23 protein-coding genes and 1 tRNA gene are annotated in these 20756 nt (G+C 36.4%); 7 read left to right on the top strand and 17 right to left on the bottom strand.

Going from position 1 to position 20756, the window contains the following annotated elements; all coding sequences use genetic code 11:
* Nucleotides 1–10: 10 nt before the first annotated feature.
* A tRNA-Phe gene (locus tag ABLV11_RS10515) sits at nucleotides 11–86 on the top strand.
* 179 nt (nucleotides 87–265) lie between these two features.
* On the top strand, nucleotides 266–1510 hold the full coding sequence (locus ABLV11_RS10520; RefSeq protein WP_121540678.1) for an integrase arm-type DNA-binding domain-containing protein: 1245 nt from the start codon (nucleotides 266–268) through the stop codon (nucleotides 1508–1510).
* 52 nt (nucleotides 1511–1562) lie between these two features.
* Here ABLV11_RS10520 and ABLV11_RS10525 read toward each other — a convergent pair whose 3' ends face one another.
* Nucleotides 1563–2570 (bottom strand): Kiwa anti-phage protein KwaB-like domain-containing protein, encoded by a 1008-nt coding sequence (locus ABLV11_RS10525; protein WP_000787138.1) that lies wholly within the window; start codon nucleotides 2568–2570, stop codon nucleotides 1563–1565.
* A 21-nt stretch (nucleotides 2571–2591) separates the two neighbouring features.
* Nucleotides 2592–3227: an anti-phage protein KwaA gene (kwaA, locus tag ABLV11_RS10530; RefSeq protein ID WP_121540677.1), complete on the bottom strand. Its 636-nt coding sequence runs from the start codon at nucleotides 3225–3227 to the stop codon at nucleotides 2592–2594.
* A 296-nt stretch (nucleotides 3228–3523) separates the two neighbouring features.
* Between kwaA and ABLV11_RS10535 the strand changes: the two genes are divergently transcribed.
* Complete coding sequence (locus ABLV11_RS10535) at nucleotides 3524–4531, top strand: hypothetical protein (protein WP_000572864.1); 1008 nt, start codon at nucleotides 3524–3526, stop codon at nucleotides 4529–4531.
* 65 nt (nucleotides 4532–4596) lie between these two features.
* Here ABLV11_RS10535 and ABLV11_RS10540 read toward each other — a convergent pair whose 3' ends face one another.
* From ABLV11_RS10540 to ABLV11_RS10550, 3 genes are all read right to left on the bottom strand, one after another.
* On the bottom strand, nucleotides 4597–5697 hold the full coding sequence (locus tag ABLV11_RS10540; RefSeq protein WP_000214245.1) for a DNA cytosine methyltransferase: 1101 nt from the start codon (nucleotides 5695–5697) through the stop codon (nucleotides 4597–4599).
* A gap of 233 nt (nucleotides 5698–5930) precedes the next feature.
* Nucleotides 5931–6407, bottom strand: coding sequence for a very short patch repair endonuclease (locus tag ABLV11_RS10545; RefSeq protein WP_024173387.1), 477 nt, complete (start codon nucleotides 6405–6407; stop codon nucleotides 5931–5933).
* Between the two features lie 142 nt (nucleotides 6408–6549).
* Nucleotides 6550–6861, bottom strand: coding sequence for a conjugal transfer protein TraD (locus ABLV11_RS10550; RefSeq protein ID WP_121540676.1), 312 nt, complete (start codon nucleotides 6859–6861; stop codon nucleotides 6550–6552).
* 834 nt (nucleotides 6862–7695) lie between these two features.
* On the opposite strand from ABLV11_RS10550, the gene mobQ reads away from it, so the two are divergent.
* A complete protein-coding gene (gene mobQ / locus ABLV11_RS10555; protein WP_121540675.1) occupies nucleotides 7696–9189 on the top strand; it encodes a MobQ family relaxase in 1494 nt (497 codons plus the stop codon).
* A 160-nt stretch (nucleotides 9190–9349) separates the two neighbouring features.
* Here the strand turns inward: mobQ and ABLV11_RS10560 are convergent, their stop codons facing one another.
* From ABLV11_RS10560 to ABLV11_RS10580, 5 genes are all read right to left on the bottom strand, one after another.
* Complete coding sequence (locus tag ABLV11_RS10560) at nucleotides 9350–11140, bottom strand: AIPR family protein (protein ID WP_001621629.1); 1791 nt, start codon at nucleotides 11138–11140, stop codon at nucleotides 9350–9352.
* Between the two features lie 238 nt (nucleotides 11141–11378).
* Entirely contained in the window at nucleotides 11379–11654 is a 276-nt protein-coding gene (locus ABLV11_RS10565; protein WP_121540674.1) for a hypothetical protein, read from the bottom strand.
* Nucleotides 11655–11664: 10 nt separating this feature from the next.
* Complete coding sequence (locus ABLV11_RS10570; RefSeq protein ID WP_121540673.1) at nucleotides 11665–12216, bottom strand: lipoprotein; 552 nt, start codon at nucleotides 12214–12216, stop codon at nucleotides 11665–11667.
* A gap of 15 nt (nucleotides 12217–12231) precedes the next feature.
* A complete protein-coding gene (locus ABLV11_RS10575) occupies nucleotides 12232–12798 on the bottom strand; it encodes a hypothetical protein (protein ID WP_032667107.1) in 567 nt (188 codons plus the stop codon).
* A gap of 505 nt (nucleotides 12799–13303) precedes the next feature.
* Nucleotides 13304–13636, bottom strand: a complete 333-nt coding sequence (locus ABLV11_RS10580; protein ID WP_001059602.1) for a hypothetical protein — start codon at nucleotides 13634–13636, stop codon at nucleotides 13304–13306.
* 884 nt (nucleotides 13637–14520) lie between these two features.
* Here ABLV11_RS10580 and ABLV11_RS10585 point away from each other — a divergent pair.
* The 3 genes from ABLV11_RS10585 (at nucleotide 14521) to ABLV11_RS10595 (ending at nucleotide 16349) form a co-directional block, all read left to right on the top strand.
* The gene (locus ABLV11_RS10585; protein WP_060617326.1) at nucleotides 14521–15222 is read left to right on the top strand and encodes a hypothetical protein; all 702 of its coding nucleotides are present in this window, start codon (nucleotides 14521–14523) and stop codon (nucleotides 15220–15222) included.
* A 101-nt stretch (nucleotides 15223–15323) separates the two neighbouring features.
* Entirely contained in the window at nucleotides 15324–15791 is a 468-nt protein-coding gene (locus ABLV11_RS10590; RefSeq protein WP_121540671.1) for a DUF4756 family protein, read from the top strand.
* A 153-nt stretch (nucleotides 15792–15944) separates the two neighbouring features.
* The gene (locus tag ABLV11_RS10595) at nucleotides 15945–16349 is read left to right on the top strand and encodes an H-NS family nucleoid-associated regulatory protein (RefSeq protein WP_001287394.1); all 405 of its coding nucleotides are present in this window, start codon (nucleotides 15945–15947) and stop codon (nucleotides 16347–16349) included.
* A 918-nt stretch (nucleotides 16350–17267) separates the two neighbouring features.
* Here ABLV11_RS10595 and ABLV11_RS10600 read toward each other — a convergent pair.
* The 7 genes from ABLV11_RS10600 to ABLV11_RS10630 all read right to left on the bottom strand — a co-directional run bounded on the left by ABLV11_RS10600 (nucleotide 17268) and on the right by ABLV11_RS10630 (nucleotide 20418).
* Nucleotides 17268–17648, bottom strand: a complete 381-nt coding sequence (locus tag ABLV11_RS10600) for a hypothetical protein (protein WP_021569616.1) — start codon at nucleotides 17646–17648, stop codon at nucleotides 17268–17270.
* Between the two features lie 49 nt (nucleotides 17649–17697).
* Nucleotides 17698–17988 carry a hypothetical protein gene (locus tag ABLV11_RS10605; protein WP_000041813.1) on the bottom strand — a complete coding sequence of 97 codons (291 nt, stop codon included), beginning with the start codon at nucleotides 17986–17988 and terminating at the stop codon, nucleotides 17698–17700.
* Nucleotides 17989–18082: 94 nt separating this feature from the next.
* Nucleotides 18083–18370: a hypothetical protein gene (locus ABLV11_RS10610; RefSeq protein ID WP_004199725.1), complete on the bottom strand. Its 288-nt coding sequence runs from the start codon at nucleotides 18368–18370 to the stop codon at nucleotides 18083–18085.
* Between the two features lie 16 nt (nucleotides 18371–18386).
* A complete protein-coding gene (locus tag ABLV11_RS10615; RefSeq protein ID WP_110219827.1) occupies nucleotides 18387–18773 on the bottom strand; it encodes a hypothetical protein in 387 nt (128 codons plus the stop codon).
* Between the two features lie 12 nt (nucleotides 18774–18785).
* Nucleotides 18786–19097, bottom strand: coding sequence for a hypothetical protein (locus ABLV11_RS10620; protein ID WP_000837633.1), 312 nt, complete (start codon nucleotides 19095–19097; stop codon nucleotides 18786–18788).
* Nucleotides 19098–19108: 11 nt separating this feature from the next.
* The gene (locus ABLV11_RS10625; protein ID WP_048291717.1) at nucleotides 19109–19342 is read right to left on the bottom strand and encodes an AlpA family transcriptional regulator; all 234 of its coding nucleotides are present in this window, start codon (nucleotides 19340–19342) and stop codon (nucleotides 19109–19111) included.
* A gap of 215 nt (nucleotides 19343–19557) precedes the next feature.
* The gene (locus ABLV11_RS10630) at nucleotides 19558–20418 is read right to left on the bottom strand and encodes a DUF6387 family protein (RefSeq protein ID WP_000158645.1); all 861 of its coding nucleotides are present in this window, start codon (nucleotides 20416–20418) and stop codon (nucleotides 19558–19560) included.
* Between the last annotated feature and the right edge of the window lie 338 nt (nucleotides 20419–20756).

Raw genomic sequence — 20756 nt, forward strand, 5'->3', positions numbered from 1 at the left:
GCGCCCCGTTGCCCGGATAGCTCAGTCGGTAGAGCAGGGGATTGAAAATCCCCGTGTCCTTGGTTCGATTCCGAGTCCGGGCACCACTTATTCATACACGGACGTCCATTGACGTCCGTTTTTCTTTTTAAAGTCAACAAACTATCTACTTTACCCCCCTCACTGACGTTCACTAACATTCATCAACATCCACATTGCCTTGATGGTATATCTGTTGGTATTGTTAGTTCGATACATTTTGTACCATCACAGGGAGGGGTAAACGATGGCTCTCACTGATGTTAAAGTAAGAAATGCCAAGCCCGCCGACAAGCCTGTAAAGCTCACTGACGGCAACGGCATGCATCTTCTTATTCATCCCAATGGCTCCAAATACTGGCGTCTACAATACCGCTTTGCAGGAAAACAAAAGCTACTGGCTCTTGGGGTCTACCCTGCTGTCTCTCTTGCTGATGCCCGTAACCGTAGAGATGATGCCAGAAGATTAATTGCTGCTGGTATCGACCCCTCCGAAAAGAAAAAAACAGAAAAGGTAGAGCAAAGCGGCGCTCTTGCTTTTGAGTCCGTTGCCAGAGACTGGCATGCAAGCAACATCAACTGGTCAGAAACTCACGCAGAGAGAGTGCTGAACAGCCTTACCAACCATGTGTTCCCTGTTATTGGTAAACGAAACATTACCGACCTCAAAACCCGTGACCTACTTCAACCAATTAAGGCGGCTGAAAAGTCTGGGCATCTTGAGATTGCTGCTCGTCTCCAGCAACGCATCACCGCTATCATGCGATATGCTGTCCATAACAGTATTATCGATAGTAATCCTGCACAGGACTTAGCAGGTGCCATTGCAACAGCAAAACGAGTCCATCGCCCGGCTCTTCCGTTTGAACGCATTACAGAGCTTCTCAGCCGTATTGAGAGCTACAGAGGAAGACTGCTAACCCGTCTTGCTGTGCGACTCACTTTACTGACTTTTGTCCGTTCAAGTGAGATGCGTTTTGCCCGTTGGTCTGAAATTGATTTCAAGAATGCGCTCTGGACGATACCTGCAGAACGTGACGAACTTCAAGGGGTGAAACACTCCAGCCGTGGCTCAAAGATGAAAACCCCTCACCTTGTTCCATTAAGCAAGCAGGCTTTAGCCACCTTGAGAGAAATTCAGAAGCTCAGTGGAGATCAGGAAATCATCTTCATTGGCGATCACTATGCCTATAAACCAATGAGTGAAAACACCGTCAACAATGCGCTTCGTAAAATGGGCTATGACACTAAAACGGAAGTTTGTGGACATGGTTTCCGCTCTATGGCCTGTAGTGCCTTGATCGAATCCGGCTTATGGTCAAAAGATGCTGTTGAACGTCAAATGAGCCATCAGGAGCGTAATAACGTTCGCGCCGCTTACATCCATCTTGCTGAACATCTCGATGAGCGGAGGCTAATGCTTCAGTGGTGGGCTGACTATCTTGATGCCAACCGTAAAGGGATATTACGACCTTACGATTTTAAAGACTGACAGTTCGTTGTAAAAAGAGGGCTGAGAAGCCCTTTTTTACGAATTTATTACATCATGTGGGAGTGATATTTTTTTCAGGTTTGTGATTTTGTGCAATCGATGGCTTTTGTGTTAAGACTGAACGTACGGCTTCATCATTCAACAATCTGATAAAAGCTTTTTTGCGTGCTTTACTTGTCAGCTTTATATATTGCATACCATTATCATCATTAATTATATCAATATTCCTTCCTATTGTGGGGAAACTAGTCTTTATCTCATTAACAATGTTAACATCGATATTTAGTTCCAATATTCCGTTTTTAAGAACTCTGGCTAATTTTCTCATGAAACCACGATCATCTTTCATATCGTCGAAGATTTTCTCTGGCTCGGCTAAGACAGATTTATTGACAATCTCCATTTCAATGATTTTTGGAGTTACTTCAGAAACCATATTGTCAATTACTTGAGTAAGTCCATATCTTTCTTCTAATAATTTAATGTTAATAGCATAACTAATTCCATCAAAAACAAAAAAATCAATTACTTTGGATATGTTTATCATATCGTAAGGTATAGGAACTAATACATCCCCCTCACCTAAAAATGAGAGCCTTGATTTTTTGTGTAAAAAATTGGGGTATCTATGTTGATACAAAAAAATATTTTTATCACCATCACTCATGTGATAAACAAGACCAATAATGTTATCGAGATTTACGTCATTGAATTTAAAGTCAATAGGGTTGTCAGCAACTGTCAACGACGATATTTCTTCAATTATTTTAATGATAGTGCTTTTATCTTCGCTGGCGATATCAAAATAGTAAACACCTTTATGTTCATAATTCATATCCGTGATATTATCTATTATTGCATCACCATTATCGTTAATAGATATTCTCTTTATAATTTCATCAGTGATAGATTTTTTGAAATTTTCAGTGATGAGAGGTTCAGTATTTTCATCATGTAAAATAACACGTCGATAAATATAGTTGTCATTATCGTTTATGATGAAAAACATCTCACCTGTAAGACCATTATTTTGAACGAAGGCCTCTAATTCATTTTTCATTCAACATGACTCCTGATAAGATCAAATAAGTTTTGCGATCAAAGTATCATCATCAATTTTCTTTATTTTAACTTGACAATCATTAGACATTTTCCCCCTACATATTACTGTGTACTCCTTACCAGAAGGATCATTTTTAATAACACATTTATATAACCTGAAGCCAAGTATTGCCAACGATGGGTTGGCATAAAATCTGTTTGTCCTGACATAAATAACACCGATAAAACAAATCATCAGCAGCAGGTTGATTACTGTTCTTTTGCTATTAACGTCAGTGAATACAAGAGGCATAACATAAGTAGTTAAAAATTCAAGATGTTCATGCGTTTGATTTTTAACGTTACTCACTTTATGAGTGCTTCCCCAACCTCTTGATAACGATGAAAATAAATATACTACAGATGAAATACCCGAAAAAACCATCGAAATACAGAAAATGAAAACAAAGTTCCTGACTTTTAACTTGTTAAAGTTGTTAAATACATCCTCAAATGTATACTTCAATAAAATAAATCTAACCAATCTTTCAATAAAAACCCAATCAAAGGACATTATTGAAACAGATAGAAATAAAATCCACAAAGATAAAAAATAAAGATAATATTTGAACTTTATATGGTCGCATGATGCACTGTTAGAATTAGTAGATGTCATAGTATACCTTACAAAAATACAGTGCTGTTAATATTATAATAGTAATTTTAACAGAAGAGATGAGTGAAAAACAACACTAACAACAGGCATGATATCTGTCGTAAAAGAATTTTGTATATACATCACACATTGAGGTGCGAATTGAGGCTTCAGATACATCATCTAGTAATTCAGTGGCTCCCCGTGCAAGCATAGCCCTTATCATTATGATTTTTATGAATTCTTTCTAACTTGTGACGGAGGCGTATATCGTTGTAATCTAGTGATACATACGGATAAGGAAGATGTAGAAGAAAATGATCGAACGCATGCTTTTTGAAAACTTACTCACGAAGGCGACTGAAAGACTCTCTCAGGATCTGAATACATCAAGTAAATATCACAACTCGAGAGGATTTGAGCAAAGGGTTAGGGAAGTTTTAGGTGATTTATTAACTGAAATGGGGTTGTCTGTAGACATGAGTCCACCAGCGCAAGAATTTCCGGATATAATTATTGGAAATTTTGGTGTGGAGGTAAAGTACTCAGATAACAATACATGGAGATCAATAGCAAACAGTATCTTTGAGGGAAGTCGAAAGCAAGGAGTAGATTATGTATATCTCTTATTTGGAAAAACTGGCGGTGTACCCGATGCTAAATGGGGTCGCTATGAAGAATGCATAATGCATGTAAGAACATCACATGTTCCAAGGTTTGAGGTGGAAATAAATGCTAAAGAGCCGTTATTTGATAAATTGAATATAGCCTATAATGATTTTAGAGTGTTAAGCCCGGAAGAAAAAATGCCTTTCATTAGAAAATATGCAAAGAATAGATTGAAACCCGGTGAAAGGCTTTGGTGGATTGATGATCAACCAGATGAAAGGACTCTACCATTAGAGGTCAGATTATATACTAAACTGTCCCAGCCAGAAAAGAGGAAATACAGAGCAGAATCAGCAGTGCTCTGCCCGCAGATAGTTAAATCAAGCCGCGCATCAGGAAAATATGATGATGTGACTATGTTTCTCCTCACATACTATGGAATATTGTGCAATCAGGCTAGGGATTTATTTTCCGCAGGAAGTGTCGCTATGCGAGCATCACCAGTAAGAGGTGGAAATTATCTTGAAAGAGCATTGAAAGATATAGAAAAAGAGATGATTAAAGCTTTTGATGAATTAGAAGATGCATTATTTGAAGAGTATTGGGGAGTAATTATACACAGAAATGAAAGAATCAAATACTGGCTAAATTTGGCTGATTCTTATGCGGTGGGATGGATACCATCTGAGACTTTATTTACCGAGATTGAGTATTGAGAGGATAAAGGGTACCATGATTAGTATATTTTACTAATCATGGTATCAATAAGTTTAATGGATTATTATAATTTGTCTAAATATTCCTCAACGGCTTGCGCTAAATGCCAAGCTAAAACAGGAGGAACTGCATTTCCAACTTGTCTTTCAGTTTCTCTCAAATTTGACTCAAAAACAAAGTTATCAGGAAATGATTGAAGACGAGCGGCTTCTCTCATTGAGATACGTCTGTCCAGTTTATAATGAAATTGTATATTACCATGGCATTCGGCCCTTATGGTCTGAGATGGTTTATCTTCTTTCAAACGCCTACTTCCTTGGTCTGGGCTTTTTTTTGCTTTACTCCAGATATGGTTAAAGATACGATCTTCATCGATATTTTCTAAATCATGAATTGCATCATAACAAGTCAACCATTCGTTTTTATGCAGTATATCAACGGGTTCTTTAAAGAGTGGATTTCCGTGTAGAGTCCCGACTATAAAAACGCGCTCTCTCGTTTGAGGAACTCCAAAATTAGCTGAATTATAAAGTTTATAGCTAACATTGTAACCGAGTTCGCTAAAATCTTTAATAACACGAGCTAACGACTCCTCGTTGTATTTCATAAGAAGCCCTTTAACATTTTCGGCGACAAAAATTTTTGGGCGAGAGCGTTTGACTGCTTCCACCATCGCAAGATATAAACCACTACGTTTACCATCGACGCCCGCTCTTTTGCCATTGATAGATATATCTTGACAAGGGAACCCACCAATTAAAACATCACATTCGTTAGGCACTAAATCTATAAGTTCCCAAATATCACCCTCAGCTATATTATGGCTGAAATTTTTTTTATATGTTTTAACTGCATTAGGATTAAATTCATTTGCCCAAGTTATTTCAAATTTTGTTTTTTTATATTGTTTATTTAGTACAGAAAACCCACCACAAAAACCTAAGTCCATCCCGCCACAACCAGAAAAAAGAGAAATAAGTTTATATTTTTCTTTTTGGAAAGTGTCATTGTTTGATGCTAAAGCTATCGATATTTTATTTTCAATCCAAGCAGCCAAACTAACACCTTGAGCTTCAGCTAAGGCTCTCCAAGTTTCTTTCTGAGAGGGAGTTATACGCAAATGTATTTTTTCGCTTTTAATTTCTGTTGCAATAACTGTTGTCATTTCGTTACTCTCGTTACCTTGGGTTTAACCTGATCTTATATACATAATAAACAAAATTTCATGTGTGTACAGCAAAAGTTACAAAAAAATCGCAATCAACAACAAGGCGTTGATTTGTATGAATTTTTTCGAGAATGACTCTTGCGCAAATCATATGAAAAAACGCCAAAACTGAAAGGGGAAGTACATACATTTGGAAAGGGTGAGAGAAAATATTTCATTCAAATTTAATGTTAAATACTCGAAACCATAGCTTTTAAACCTTTAGAATCTATTTCACAATTCCCATTCCCAGCTAAAAGCCACTCTTCAAGACAATCCTGTAGAACAAGGGTGTCTAATTTCCTTTTCCCGATTAAAGCGCATTCCCAAACAACAATGACCTTATAACCTAGGTTATTTAAAATAGAGACTACGCGAATATCTCTTTCAGAATTTTTCTGCAATTTACTTACCCAATATTTGTTCGTAGAGTCTGGTGTTCTGAACATATGACATTGATGACCGTGCCAGAAACAACCATTTACAAATATTGCGGCTTTATATACTTCGCACAAAAAATCAGGTTTACCATATAGGCTATGACAATGAGCCATATAATTAATATCAAGATTACTCAGAATTCCATCTACAATTATTTCAGGTTTTGTATTCTTTGAGTGTATTGACCTCATAATATGTGATCTTTTTTCTTGAGATATTCTCATCATAAGCTCCTTTATATGAAATCATAATGATATTATAGCATAAGGCGTAAAATTCAATATGTTAATTCATATAATGAATTTGATATCATACATGAAATATGATTTGAATTTGTTAACCTGTTTACGTGCTATAAATACCATAAAGTTATTTCTTCCTTCCCACTATAGACTCAAGAAATTTTTTCCCTTTTAATTTAAGTCTTGCCTTATCCTCAGCACCAACATTTTGAAAATGTATTAATATACCTAACACAAACTCCTTATCGACGTCTTCTACTTTACAGCCCACAGCTTTAGCAACTTCAGCACCAAGGATGATCTTCAGGCGTGTCTCAGCGCTCTTGGATAAAGATTTCTCTTTGGTCTTGAGACGATTCAAACGCATCTGCGCTGATGCTATTTTTTGCTTAATGTTTTTTTCTGTTCTTTGTTTTCTGTTTTTATCACCCGTATCCATAATTACTTTTCCTTTTAATTGTCAAAAACATGAAATACAATTAAAAAAGGAAAAGGTCAAACCATAGGCAGCAAGTTAAATACTTTTCATTTCAAATTATAAGTTGCAGAAATTGATGATTGTCTTAAACAATCACCTGCTGAACAGGCTTGCCCTGCTAATGATGGGATTTATCCCAACAAAAAATGGTGTTGTGGTTTTAAAAATATGATGCCAGTAAGCTCAAAATAAATTATGCAACACAGACCAGTGCAACTACTAACGTTAAATACCTGATACTCTCCCCGTTACTTATTTTATCAGAACAATGAAAAACATTTTACCTGTTGTTTTTAAACTCTAATTTTTGGCCTTAACCTGTGAATTGTGCAACACATAAAAGCATCTGTTATTTTCACTATTTTATCTCAATTCCACTTTCCCGCCTTACGGCGGGTGGAAAAATACTACTTTTGCCCTTGCGGGCGTTCTCTAAAGCCAAATATTCAATATTATCCCCCTACCTCAACCTTTCATCCGATTCTAGCCCTGTTAATTTCACAGCCTGTAAAACTAGCGTTATTATAAATAATATAGAAAAACTTAAAACATTGTCGTTATTTTTAGCTCCTTTAGGAGATATAAAAATAAAGCAATGCCCACCTATACACTCACTTCGTGAGCGTGTGGGGTCTACCGACGGTTGCCTGCCGCAGGCTAACACCGTTTCCTTCGGAAACAAGGTCAACGTCAACACCAGAGTTTTTCTTACGAAAAACTAAAACCAGCATAGTCGCATTGGAGATTTATATTTTGGTTTGATATTTAATTTTATATTGAGGTTGTTTTTATTGTATGGCTATTTTTCATCTGGATTTTAAAATTGTGAAACGTTCAGAAGGCAGGTCTTCCGTTGCGAAAGCTGCCTATCATGCTCGTACACGTATAACAGATGAAAGAACAGGTGATACGTATGATTATAGCCGCCGTACAGATTTATACGGGCATTTCATATTAGCACCTGCTAATGCTCCAGAACATATCGTAAAAGACTCCACAGCATTGTGGAATGAAGTTGAAAGAGTTGAGCGTCAACAGAATGGTCAAACCGCCCGTTATTTCGATGTTGCTATCCCTGCTGAGTTAAATAATGACGACAAGAAAAAACTTGTCCTTGAATACTGCCAGAAAAATTTCGTCGAGAAAGGCATGATTGCTGACATCGCTTTCCATGATCTTGATAGCGATAATCCACATGCTCACGTTATGTTGACATTAAAAACCATAGGCCCGGAAGGTTTTGGCAAAAAAGAAAGAAGCTGGAACGACAGAAAAATGTCTGTGTTGTGGCGTGAATCATGGGCATCGATGGCTAACAGCTACCTCGCTGCTGCTGGTTCGCCAGAACGTATTGATCATCGTTCCCTTCAAGCCCAGCACGAAGAGGCATTAGAAAAAGCGGCGGCTACTCTGGACAAAGAAGAACAAGCCCTATGGCTTGCTAAAGCCGCTGAAACAAACCGCCCTGCAATGAAACGTATCCATAGTGCCAGATGGCGTAGTAAAGCTGCTCAAGAGCAAAGAGCCGCAGAACAGGCTGTTCGTGATGCTGCCAAGCAAGAAGCCGTTGAAGTCTACAAAACATTCAGTGAGCTTGATCTTGAAATTGTTGTTGATGTCAGAAGCTTCACCGTGGCTGTTCTTGCTGAACCAGAAGAGATTGTATTACCAGAAACGCGTTCCGGTTCTTCTACCAAAGAAACGCAAAGACCTGTACTGGTAGCCCCGGCACCTCATACCCGCATCAGAGGGGTTAAATCCTATCGTGATAAATCCAAAGTCAGTAAGGTTGTTGCTGGTAAGAAACCATCGGTCAGGATTTCTGATTCTGGAATAAATACTATTCTGAAAACATCCTCCTCTCAAAACCCAAACGGGGCATCCAGAAGCACCCCTAAACGTGTTAAAAGGAAACATGCCACTCCACGTCAGGATAATATTTTTAAACGCTTCAAAACTCTTGTCATAGATTTTTTAAAGAAGAAGTTTGTATGGGCTAAAGCAAACAAAGACCAAATTGATCTTATCAGTGAGGAACATGATAAACGTATTGCTGAAAACTATGTCTTTGATGAAATATTAGGCCGTCATGTTACACGTGTTGAGTATGAAAAAAGAGCAGTTTTTAACAGTAATGGCAATAAACCAATAGGTAATGAAATGAAACGTTTTGCATCTCGCCCAAAATACGAACAGTCCGATATTAATGATGATATGAACCCAACGTTTTTAATTGTCTCAAAAAATAGCAATGGTTTAAGTTCAACTCCACTGAAGCAAAAAAAGTAATAGCAGCCTTGGTATAAACATGAACCTAAATTAAGAAAAAAGATCATAGCGGACTATAAATATAATTTAATATAGAATTTAGAACCTATAACATTTAGTAGTCGCGCAATAAAAGCCATCTGGGAAGATGGCTTTATTATACAACTCGTTAATCCTCTTTTTATTTTAATTCATTAATCAAACATTTATTTACAATATCTCGGAATGATCTTAACCGCACTAGTTGTTCATTCAACTGCCTTGTATTCTCTTCACGATGAAGTTGCTTTGCTTTATCGAAAATGTTGATTGCACGATCAAAAAGCTCTTTCATATTACTATAGTCATCAATTATATTTATTGCTTTTTCTATATTTCTTTCTGTTTTACTCGAGTTTAACATCCCTACGTTTATAGAATCCATTGACAAAACGCGAACTATCCAACAAATCCAATATTTTGCATAATTGACATCTTTGTATTTTTTCTTTTTTCTTGTTAATAAATGAAAATTATAAAGCAAAAGAGAAGGGAAATAGTAAGCAATATGCTTATGATCACTAATAAATATTTTTTCTTTATGTTCCTTTAGTATAGAAGTTGGATTATTGCTAAGCGCCAACTGTGGCTCACCAAGGATTATAGATACAAAAGATCTTATCTGCGAGTGTAAATTCACAACCCTGTTTTTTTCTATTCGTTCAGAGCCAAAACCTGTAAATTCCTTAGATCTTCGTTCGTAATATAATTTATTGGCTCTTTGGGAAGAGTAATATTTATAGAAATCCTGTAGCATTTTATGAAATGTTTCCAAAGATACAAATGCCTCTTCAGGTACTGGTGTCTGTCTATTTGTAGATCTTATAATGCTATTTATTACATCATTATTTCTCGTGTGTATTATCTTAACGGGAATATTTAATAATGTTCTGTCTTTTATTTTGCTTAAATTATGAAAAATTACATTGCTTGTTTGACAGCCATTGACAATATAATAATTAGATATTGCATATAATTTTGATTTTATGTTTGAAAAATCTTTAGCTACAATCGTCACTCCATTATTCAGTATTAAAAACTTATCTATTTTACTGTCATCACATAGAGTTTTAGACATTTCAGCATTAACTGTATTATCTATTCCTTGAAAATCCCTCACGTTCTCATAGAAAAGGTTTTTCCTTAATCTTTTATCACCATCAGTAATTAATTTTATAAATTCATCTACCGGTAGATAACCTATGAATGCTTGTTCGATATCTTCGATATCATTTCCGCAGTCAATGTTATTTTGGAACTCGATTTCTACTGTGTGGTTATTTTCTATTTCGTTGTAAGAAGTTATTAAGTAATCAGCACCAATTTGTACTATATTAACCTCACCGATCTCAGGATTATCTCTATTGATTGCTTTTTTCTGTTGGTTTAAGGCACCAAGGAATTTTTCGTCATCACTTTTAACTCCAGATGTAGCATAATAAAGATCGCAAACCGGTTTATTATTAGCAAAAAGACGCATGTTTTCTGGCTTGAATAGCTCATCTAGCATATTTTTACTATTCTTTAGATCATCTTCAATTTTGATCCCTTCGCCATCTTGAAGAAAATTACTCACTGCACTTGTGAATTTAAGGAAATCTCCAATATCTACTGATGTAGACCTTTTGGTTTGTATAAAAACGAATCTAACGTCCATTCTATTCGTTTTACGGAACCATTCAATCTCATTGGCATTTCGAACTATTTTATCGTTTATAAATAAAGCAAAAGAATCTATTCCGTATGTACCATTGCTATCAACATCCACGATATCAAAAGTATCAGTATCATCGAATGTTTCACTATCATATTTTGATAACACAACATAATTCACAAAAGATTCAAAAGATTTTGCTTCATCCTCATCTATATTAAAATCATTTTTGAAGTCATTTAAAACACCGAGTAAAATTCTATTCTTTAATACTTCCATTTAAATTCACCATAAATTAATATAGCACACTGATTAAAGTTATCCTGAGTTTAGTATATTCAATACAAAACCGTCTTTTATATTACCATCTATTAGATTTTTTTACAAAGGAAACGACATTTAGCCAATAATTTATATCTATCATAATTCCACGGTTATTCACATAATATCAACACCTTCCAATTTATAATGAAATCACCCATTACTTTCATTTAATGAGTGATTTTTTAATAAAAGATTACAACTGTCGCCTGAACACAACATTCTCAGAGAAGATAGCCTTGCCAGCCACAAACCCAACAACCGCAATGATTGGTAGGCTGATAGTAGCTCCCGCCATGCCTGTAGACATTCCGATCAATATAGACAGGCCGAAGGTCAATAATATAACCACGAAAGCATACCAACCGGGGTAGGCGCCATATAAAACAGTCGCCATGCATCCGGTGCAGACATGAACACCGCGCTGGCTCTCTTTCAGGCAAAACGGACACTGGATTGTATTGTTTTCCATGATAGACCCCTTAGAGCGCTTTCCAGCCATTGCTGGTTTGAACAAGATTAATCATGCTCTCTTCAGGTTCATTCATACCCTTGACACTTGAGAACACTTTTTTGTCTACCCATGAAGGAACATCCGCCAACTTCCATGTATAAGACACGCGAACAACTTTCTGATTACCGTTTCCCGGTTCAGTCCATTCCTTTATCTCAGCAACCGCACGATGACCAACACAGGCACCATCTTTACGATCCCAAAACTCAACCGCTTGGCCTTTGTCTGTTACTTCCAGAACATCGACACTACTGAAACCATTAGCTTGTTGAGAAACATCAAGCAGCCCCTGATTAGCCAGACCTTTCAATATTTCATCACTGGCACTGTATCCGGCAGAACGGTAGCCCCGGTTAACCTTAATTGGAAAACCTTTATTGAATACAATATCGTTGTCCTGCAGGGAGTAGCACAGCTTTGAATGTGAAATCTTCGCATTGATAGCTTTCTCAAAATCACCTTTTTCACCGCATCCCGATACAAGAGCAGCAAGACCCGCCACGAGTAAAAATTTACGCATAGTGTTATCCCAGAGTTAATGGTTGATTGTGCCGTTTCTCAGAACAACAAGACGAACTGGCATATCGGCGTTGTTGACGGTAGCGAACCCACGGACTTCGAAATTGTTTATCGTTCCGGTAACGCTGACTTTCTGGCCTTTCTTGTAAGTAAGAACGGCATCATCAATACCAGAGTAGTAATCCAGCCAGACCATCCCGCCGCAGTAGCTGGTATCAGAGGTTTTAAATAAAAGGTAATAGTTAGGGGCTGACTTAGGCATTCCCGTCATCATATCGCTGGCACTTCTGCCCTTCGTAACCTCGAGAACAGTGGCATTGGTGATAGAGATCCTTTTGCCAGTCCATTTCTTTTCTGCTGCCATTGCATTTTCTTCATAGTCTTTGCAAACAGCACCAAGACCAGAAACAGATGATACCGGGCCAATGCTTTGAGGTGTGGCAGTTCCCCCCAGTGCTTTGTTTACTGATGACAACGAAGAATTGATTGCTCCATTAACTGTATTCACGCCATCGTTGAGTTGCTGGCATCCTGTCAGTGCGGCAGCAGACAGCACCAGTGGCATCACTATCCGTAATTTCATATCTATCCCCAATGTGTGGAAACTTTATGTCAAAGACAGCCCTACCCATAGGTTGGTCTCTCTGGGCTGAAAAAAAGCATTAATCAATTGATAGGATTCAATTTATTTTTCTGTTCGTCATATCGTTTGTATCGATCGAATTCAAACCATTTAATAGCTCTAGACTATCATATATACACAATCGATCGATATAAACAATTAAAACACCGATCAATTGACACCCATTCAATAGTTTCAACCTATCAAAAGCAATTTATTGATCTTTTATACCGATCAATAAGTAGTGTAATGTGCACGAAGAGCCATGTCAGTAGCTGTTTGCACATGGATGGAGATAGAAAGGTATAGGTCAGAACAGGTAATACCCTGTCGACCATTACGCAGACAGGGATTGTTAGATCTCAGGTAACGTAGCTATCTTCCGATATGGTGTTGCAAAAACCTGTATGCAACGCATGTTTTAATATGCTGTTTCATATGGAATGGTTGCTACCATTCAGATTTTTCAATCATCTTCCAAAGCACTCACACCGCTTGCCGGGAAATTGCTTTTCATATTATTCGATATCTTCGGAACTAAGGACTCTATTGTTTCTTCGCTAACTTGGCTCAGTTCAGAAATCAATCTTCTATATGTATTAATCATTCGTTCCTGATCACACTCATGTGCTGATTCTGATAAGAAGAAATAGTCATAATCTTTGACATGAATATTATCACCATTTTGCAAAGTGAGTTTTATTACTTGTTCATTCTCTTCAACATCTTTAACAATACAAGTCATAAATGGTATTTTTTTATTTGTATGAAAGAGCGTAATAATCTTAATGTTGTTCATTCTTTATTTTCCTTCTTTTTTATTATTTAATACCATATCGAATCGGTAAAAATCAAATTTAACTCATTTAATAAACGTTTTACCTGTTTTTTCTTATTCTTTTGAAAAGATATATCTCTTATGAGCTAAAGCTCATGTGCTGACGCACGGCTACGCCCTAACTCTGTAAAATATATTTAACGATTTAACAATGGTCCTTGCTATGTTTTAGGGTAAAGCCAAAAGGATCAACATCTATTCTTTTATTCATGATTAAATATTTTCGATCCTATATTTCATAACAGCATTAGCACTAAAAGATATAGTATTTGCTCTTAAACGCATAGGAAAACTATATTCATAGAAGCAGCACTTAGTGATTGCTCAAGACAATCACACTGCTGAAACAGGGTTCATCCCTGTTAATGATGGATTTATCCATAAAGAATTGCGGCGTAGTCGCTATAACGTAGAGGAAAAACAATTGTATACTTACTAAAAAATCAGCAGCGCTTCGTGATTGTATAAAACAATCACTTGCTGTCCATAAAATCAAGTAAAAACAAAGCAAAAGAAAAATAGACGGTGCCATTTAACCGGCACACTCCCCGTTAAGGTTATTAAACATATTATAGTATTAAGGAGGCGTAACCTATTATATTTAAAAGAGATTTTACGGAAAAAGTTTCCTGTACGGAAATTTAAGTTTCTTCTGTGGAAACCGAAGTTTCCTGTACTGAAACCAAAGTTTCTTCTGTGGAAACTTTTTTATAGTTAAAATTTCCAGAAAGAAGTGAACGCTATTTCGCAAAAGTGTATTATTTTTCCTTTTTTCACATTTATTTTTGACAAAAGTATATCCTGCATTATATAGAATAAACATAAAAACAATAAAAGGATAAGCGATGAGCATTGATTACAATACAATAATGACCTCCAGCAGTGAAGAAGTGGAAGAATATATAAACAGAAATCATTTTACGGACAAACAGAAACTGGATATTTACAGTTTTTATAACAGAAACAGAAAAGATAAAATAACCGTAAATGTAAAAAAAGAGAGAGGTTCTGATATTCAACCGGGAATAGCCTATGTTCATGCTTTTCTTGATAATCTGGAAAAGCTCGGAAAAAATATGTCTGGCGCAGAATACACAATAATGATCCGCTTATGTAAACTCATGCAGCATGGAAACCTCATTGCCAGTATATCTCAGTCGGCACTCGCAGAAGAGCTTAATATGAGCAAATCTAACGTGTGTAAATGCTGGAACAAGCTAATAAATAAAGGCATTCTGGTCAAAGAAGGGAAGCATACCATGATAAACGCAAATCTCTTTCTGAAAGGCCAGTACAGAACATTAAATGCCACAAGGAAAGAATATGTTAAGAAGTCGCTGAGAACGACCAGTGAAGGTATAGAAGACGTATTCGTCACCGTTTATAAAGATACGGTACTTACAAAAAACGCAGAAAAACCCATCGATAAAGGAGATGATAAACCTTTACTTTCTACTCCCGACGAAGATATTGACTGGGACTCTGTTTCAGAAGATGACATTTTTGTTGATTATCCTGAAGATGTTGATCAAAAAGAAAGAATATAGTTTTCATCTGAATATTATCATTCTTATTTCCCGGTTATATTTGACACTTACACTATATCTCGTAATATAAATATATCCACTGTTTTATTTACGAGGTATATATGAGGAAAGTAAAATTAGACAATGATGATTTAATTCAGTATCTGAACACCATCAAAGCATTAAAAAAATATCCAACGATGTCTGAATACAGAGATGAATATCGCAGATTAAGAACCAATGGCTCCCCCTTGATTGAAGCAAAAGAATTTAAATCTGCACACACTAATCTCCTTAGATTAGACCGAAAGAAAAAATCACTGCTTGAAAAATTTATTGAAGAACTTAATCCTATTAGCCATGCATCGGCTCTTGCATCCAAGAGCCTTGAGAAGGTTCAGGAATCCATACTCTACAGAAAAACTTTATTGGAAAAAACACCTGATGAACTCTTCGCTCTCGTCATAAAACAGCGTACAGAAACTGCTCTTGAGTTCCAACGTTCTGTTGAACAGAGTCTTGAGCAACTTTCTAACATATCGTCAGAGTTCGAACGATCAAGTCAACTACGACGAAAAATGGCCCTATAAATCAGTCCTCCGCTTTTCGTTTGAAATGGTTCTAATAGATTGCTCTAATGCTAATATTTACTATATTATTAATATGTTGGTGTGTTTTAAATCGATCATCAGACAATACTGGACACCCTTCGATCCCCCATTTCAAACACAGGATGGCATAGTATGAGTGAAGCATTAAAGGTACTGAACAATATTCGTATACTTCGCGCACAGGCTCGTGAAACTGATCTGGAAACGCTGGAAGAGATGCTGGAAAAACTCTCTGTTATCGTGGATGAGCGCCGTGAGGAAGAACATGCAGTACTCAAGGAACAAGAACAACGTCAGGCTAAGCTTGAAGCCTTCCGCCGGAAACTGTTAGAAGATGGTATCGATCCTGCGGAGCTACTTTCAGCGGTAGGTTCCACTAAGCCTAAAACCAAATCGACACGCACTCCACGCCCTGCTAAATATAAATATACAGATGATAACGGTAATGAGCAGACTTGGACTGGTCAGGGCCGTACTCCGAAAGCAATAGTGGCTGCTATTGAGGCAGGTAAAACACTGGAAGATTTCCAGATTTAATCTCATTACATTTTTTATTAAAAGCCGCCAATGTAATATTGTCGGCTATGCTTTTCACTTTAATTCTTACGATACGAATATGAGAAAGATATGACTGACCTATTCGATATAATCTATTCAGATCACCCAAAATCTGCAATTTTTTTTCTGTTTTTCATAGTAGTAAATTTAATCCTATGGGGTTGGAACAAAAAGCACCCAAACAGAAAAGGTGAAAATGATGCTCTCAAAAAACCACTAGTTTTCTTTCTTATTGTTGCTGGAGTCATTTACTTTATTCTGGTTGGTATTTCTGTAGTAGATTATTCCAAGAGTAAAAACCCAGTCAGTGATGTTCAGTATAACTCTATTAAATAATAGTCTACCTCCCTCAAGGGAGGTTTTAAGCATAAAAGTAGATGTTCCATACAATGACAAATATGACACTAATGCATGTAATAACGTTAAAGTGTTCATCAAAGTATCGATATAATTTATTATCTTTGAGTGATGACAAGAATCTTACTGTTCTTTTTTTCATTGAAACCTCCTTTCTTATATAGTTACTAATTGAAAACCTCTCATAAGCGCCCTTCAGTCTTCTACTAAAAAGAGTAAGTCTTTTTTATATGAACCTCATTTATTTTTTATCAGACTTTATTATTTACATATAACATTGTTCATTAATATGTCAATTAAGTTAAAAATCGAAAATAGGTTTCAAAAATTTCGATGCAAGTGGTTTTTAATATTAAAAAAATTTATCAACTGGCTATTAACTTTTAAGTGTGTTCCGAAAATTCACTTGCTTATTCGCTAATAGGTCACTTCATCAGAAACTAGTTTCACCTCACATAGTCAGAGCACGTATTACCGGAATCCATCCCGGTAACACATTTTAGATATACTCATGTATCCCTCTGAATAACATTACTGATATTATCTATTTATGTCCACATCCCAGTCCAACACACTATAATCATCAAAAGATCGTCCCGACTCTATATTTCTTATCAACATATCCTTGACATATAAATCATGAAAAAACATCACCCTTTTTAATAGCTCTGTTATATTTATATATTCATACTTTTCCTTTCCTGTACCATAAGCAGACTTGTAATACTCAAACTCAGTTAATACTTCCTTCATGTGAATTCGTAGTGCAAACTCAACAACATCTTCATCATTTACATAAATCACTGCATCATCTTTGTTTACACTTGCCATGCTGTATATCCTGTCCACATACAACATTAGCGTTGCTGAAATGGCGAATATCATTGTTTCATCTTTTTTACTCAGATTATCTTTCTTCATCTATATCCTCTTTTTTGATTTTTAGTATTCAATAAAAAAACAGTTAGTATTAACAAAACACCCAAGCATTACGCACAAGCCGTTCTGCAACCTCTTCAAAGTTGACCTCTGTAAGGTTTCCTTGATTTCCTTCTTGTGTAGTAAACTTCTCAAAGTTATGACAAATATGATTAATAGTGAGTCGTATAAATGCGCTCATAAAATCAGCGTCATCAACAAGGTGCGAAATGCTGTCACTACACATATTTTGCATTGTTTTCCAGCTTGCTTCGAAAGAACGCTTTGCCAGATCATAGAACAGCTCAGTAGATGTATTTTTAATTTCAATATTTTTAGACATAATGATTCCTCATTTTAAAATGATATTTATTGGTTTATTATTTCCAGCCCCATATGTGGGGCTAAACAGGACTATATTTTTGAAACTTATATGCTCATCTTCTTTTATGATTAACACGCAGTGTTATCAATACCACCTCCTTATCAACCATTTTTACTGAATGCCCTTGCTCATAATACTCAGCTCTGGCTGCTTTTTTAAAAGTAGCACTTGCATTTTTAATGCACTCTTTATAAATACCTTCCATGAAGGCATCATCTGCCATTAACATCTCTGCTTCATTAGGCCGTGTTTCCTTCAGCGTATTTATTCTCATTTCATAAAATAACTCAGCAAGGTGCAGGAATACTTTTCTTGATTCTTTTATCAGTTTTTCACTCATCTCATCACCTCTTATTTTACATCACAGACTGTTTATTTGCGCTGATTTCTACTTTTTTGTAATAACGAACATAATCATCACCATTAAAGCATTTAATCAAAAACTCATGATAGCTACTTAGTATAGTTTTAACCTCTGGGACTGATATGTATTTAATCTTTATCTCTACAGAACTTTCAAGCCATTCATGTAGCTTGAGATTAATAACATCCATTATGAATATCTCCCTGTAAAACCCATCCATCAATTTCTTCAGAAATACATCTTCACTTAGATTAAAGTATAAGTAATGTATTAACTCGTTATAGGTATTTATAACATCAGTAGTAAAGTTTGCTGTCTCAGGATTACTCGCGGTTATTTTTACTGGTATTTCATTCCAATCTAAACTTTTTTCGTCCATATTTATCTCCTATTAATAGTTTTTACGATACGCCAAATAAATAACTCTCAGATTCCTTCGAACCTCATCTAAGAACAGGTAATATTCTTTTCCTTTATTATCTTTCATTGATTCAGCAAACTCCTGTTTTGTTCGTTCGATCACTTTAGCAATCACTTCTTCAATATAGCGCCTGTCTTTAAAGTGACGCTCATAATCATTTCCCATACAATCAATCATGGCCTGAAGATGTTTTCTAAAGTTATTGATCGCCATTTCCATAAATACTTCTGTCTCATCATTCGTAACAGTCACCACAAAAGGCAGTACGTTTTTACTTTTCATATATTCTCCTTTTATTTAAAATGTTTAAATTCAGATACACAGCGAGATTTCGCAATCATTTTTTCAATCCACTCATCAATCTCACTTTCAATAAAAGCAATAGACCTTTCACTTATCTTTACTTGCTTTGGAAATCTTCCAGCCTTTATAAGCTCATAAATCCATGTCCTGCCAAATCCAGTTTTTCTTATTACTTCCGGCAACCGGATAAGTTTCGGGTGTTTTTCTTTATTGGTTTGAATCATATTTACCTCCATTATTTTTCCCGTAATACCTATGATATTTCGTTTTATGGTGTGTTGTTCGATGAGATAATTGTATGGATTTTTCTTGTGATTTAGGAGGGACGTTCAGGGATAAGCTTTTTACGCAGATTTTTGGAGTGGGAAAAATAGGGTATGTTCAGCCTTAGTGAATATAGGCGATATTTACATTGCGCAAAACACCGCCTTTTGGAAGATCAGTCCTGATCGGATTGCTCATCCTTACCAAGTTCCGCTCTGATTAGATCCTGAATATTCCAGTGTCTTCTGTCGTCGTATCTATATGTAAAATCGACAAAAGAGCGATAGTGAGCAAGGTTTGTCAGATACTTAACTGCCAGAGGATGATCTGTTGACTTCACCTTATCTACATCACGGATACCGTCTTTAAACTCATCAGGGTATAAAAAGCTGGTCAGTTGTGGCATACCAATCCTGACCTCTTCATCCTGCGCCCAGTACAGCAGGTCCATGATGGGGATAATGTTGTAATCGAGTATTTTTTTAAGGTTGCTGACCCCAAAGCGAAAATCTCTCGCTGGAGGCTCAGGAGCCTGTAGCTGCTGTTTCCACTCAGGAACCATGACTTTCAGGTGATTGATGATTTCTTCGGGTGATGTTTCTGCCAGATTAATTTGAACCAGCATCAGCCCTTCGTTGTTTACCTCGGCTTCCTTCAGATAGTGCGAGACTTCCATATGAGGCAGGGGTTTTCCCTCCGGGTTTACGTATTTATCGAAAGCAGCAACATAACCCGCCACCTCCCATAGCCCTTGGTGTGTTACAGGCTTGATGGCATAGCTGGAAGATAGTCTTTTCTCTGGTCCACCGAAAACATCACCAAAGACGACTTTACCTTCAATCAACTCTTCGTAATATTTCTGATGCCTACTAAGGTTTTCGGGAGACAACTCAGCCCGATTTTGTTCCATACGATAGGCGACAATCCTGTTCTCTATCTCTTGGAAAAGCTGTTCCACTGTCAAATTTTGCAGGACGCTGTAGTTCTCAATGTTGAACCATTCATTAACAGCGCTGGCGATCTCCGCTTTGGTCATGTGGCATCTATCCTTCTGGCTTTACTTATCGCTTTGATATGTTATGAGTAAACATATCGGATTTGATGACGGTAATCTATTGAATAGAGCAGGGAAAAGCAGAGGAGCAATCAGTCCAGACTTGACGATTGTTCAGTGAGGTTTGGCAGAGTATGTTGTCATAACCAATTGAATATAATTGACTTTATTTGCAATCATGCTTATAAATTGATGGTACATTTGTTGGTATTTTTAAGGTCATTATGATTATTTTACATTTTTTTCATATATTTAATAAAAACTACGATTCCGAGTCCGGGCACCACTATTCAGAGAACCCAGCCTATGGCTGGGTTTTT

Origin of the sequence: Klebsiella sp. GW_Kp181 (assembly GCF_040062315.1) — a bacterium.
Taxonomy (GTDB): Bacteria; Pseudomonadota; Gammaproteobacteria; order Enterobacterales; family Enterobacteriaceae; genus Klebsiella; species Klebsiella oxytoca.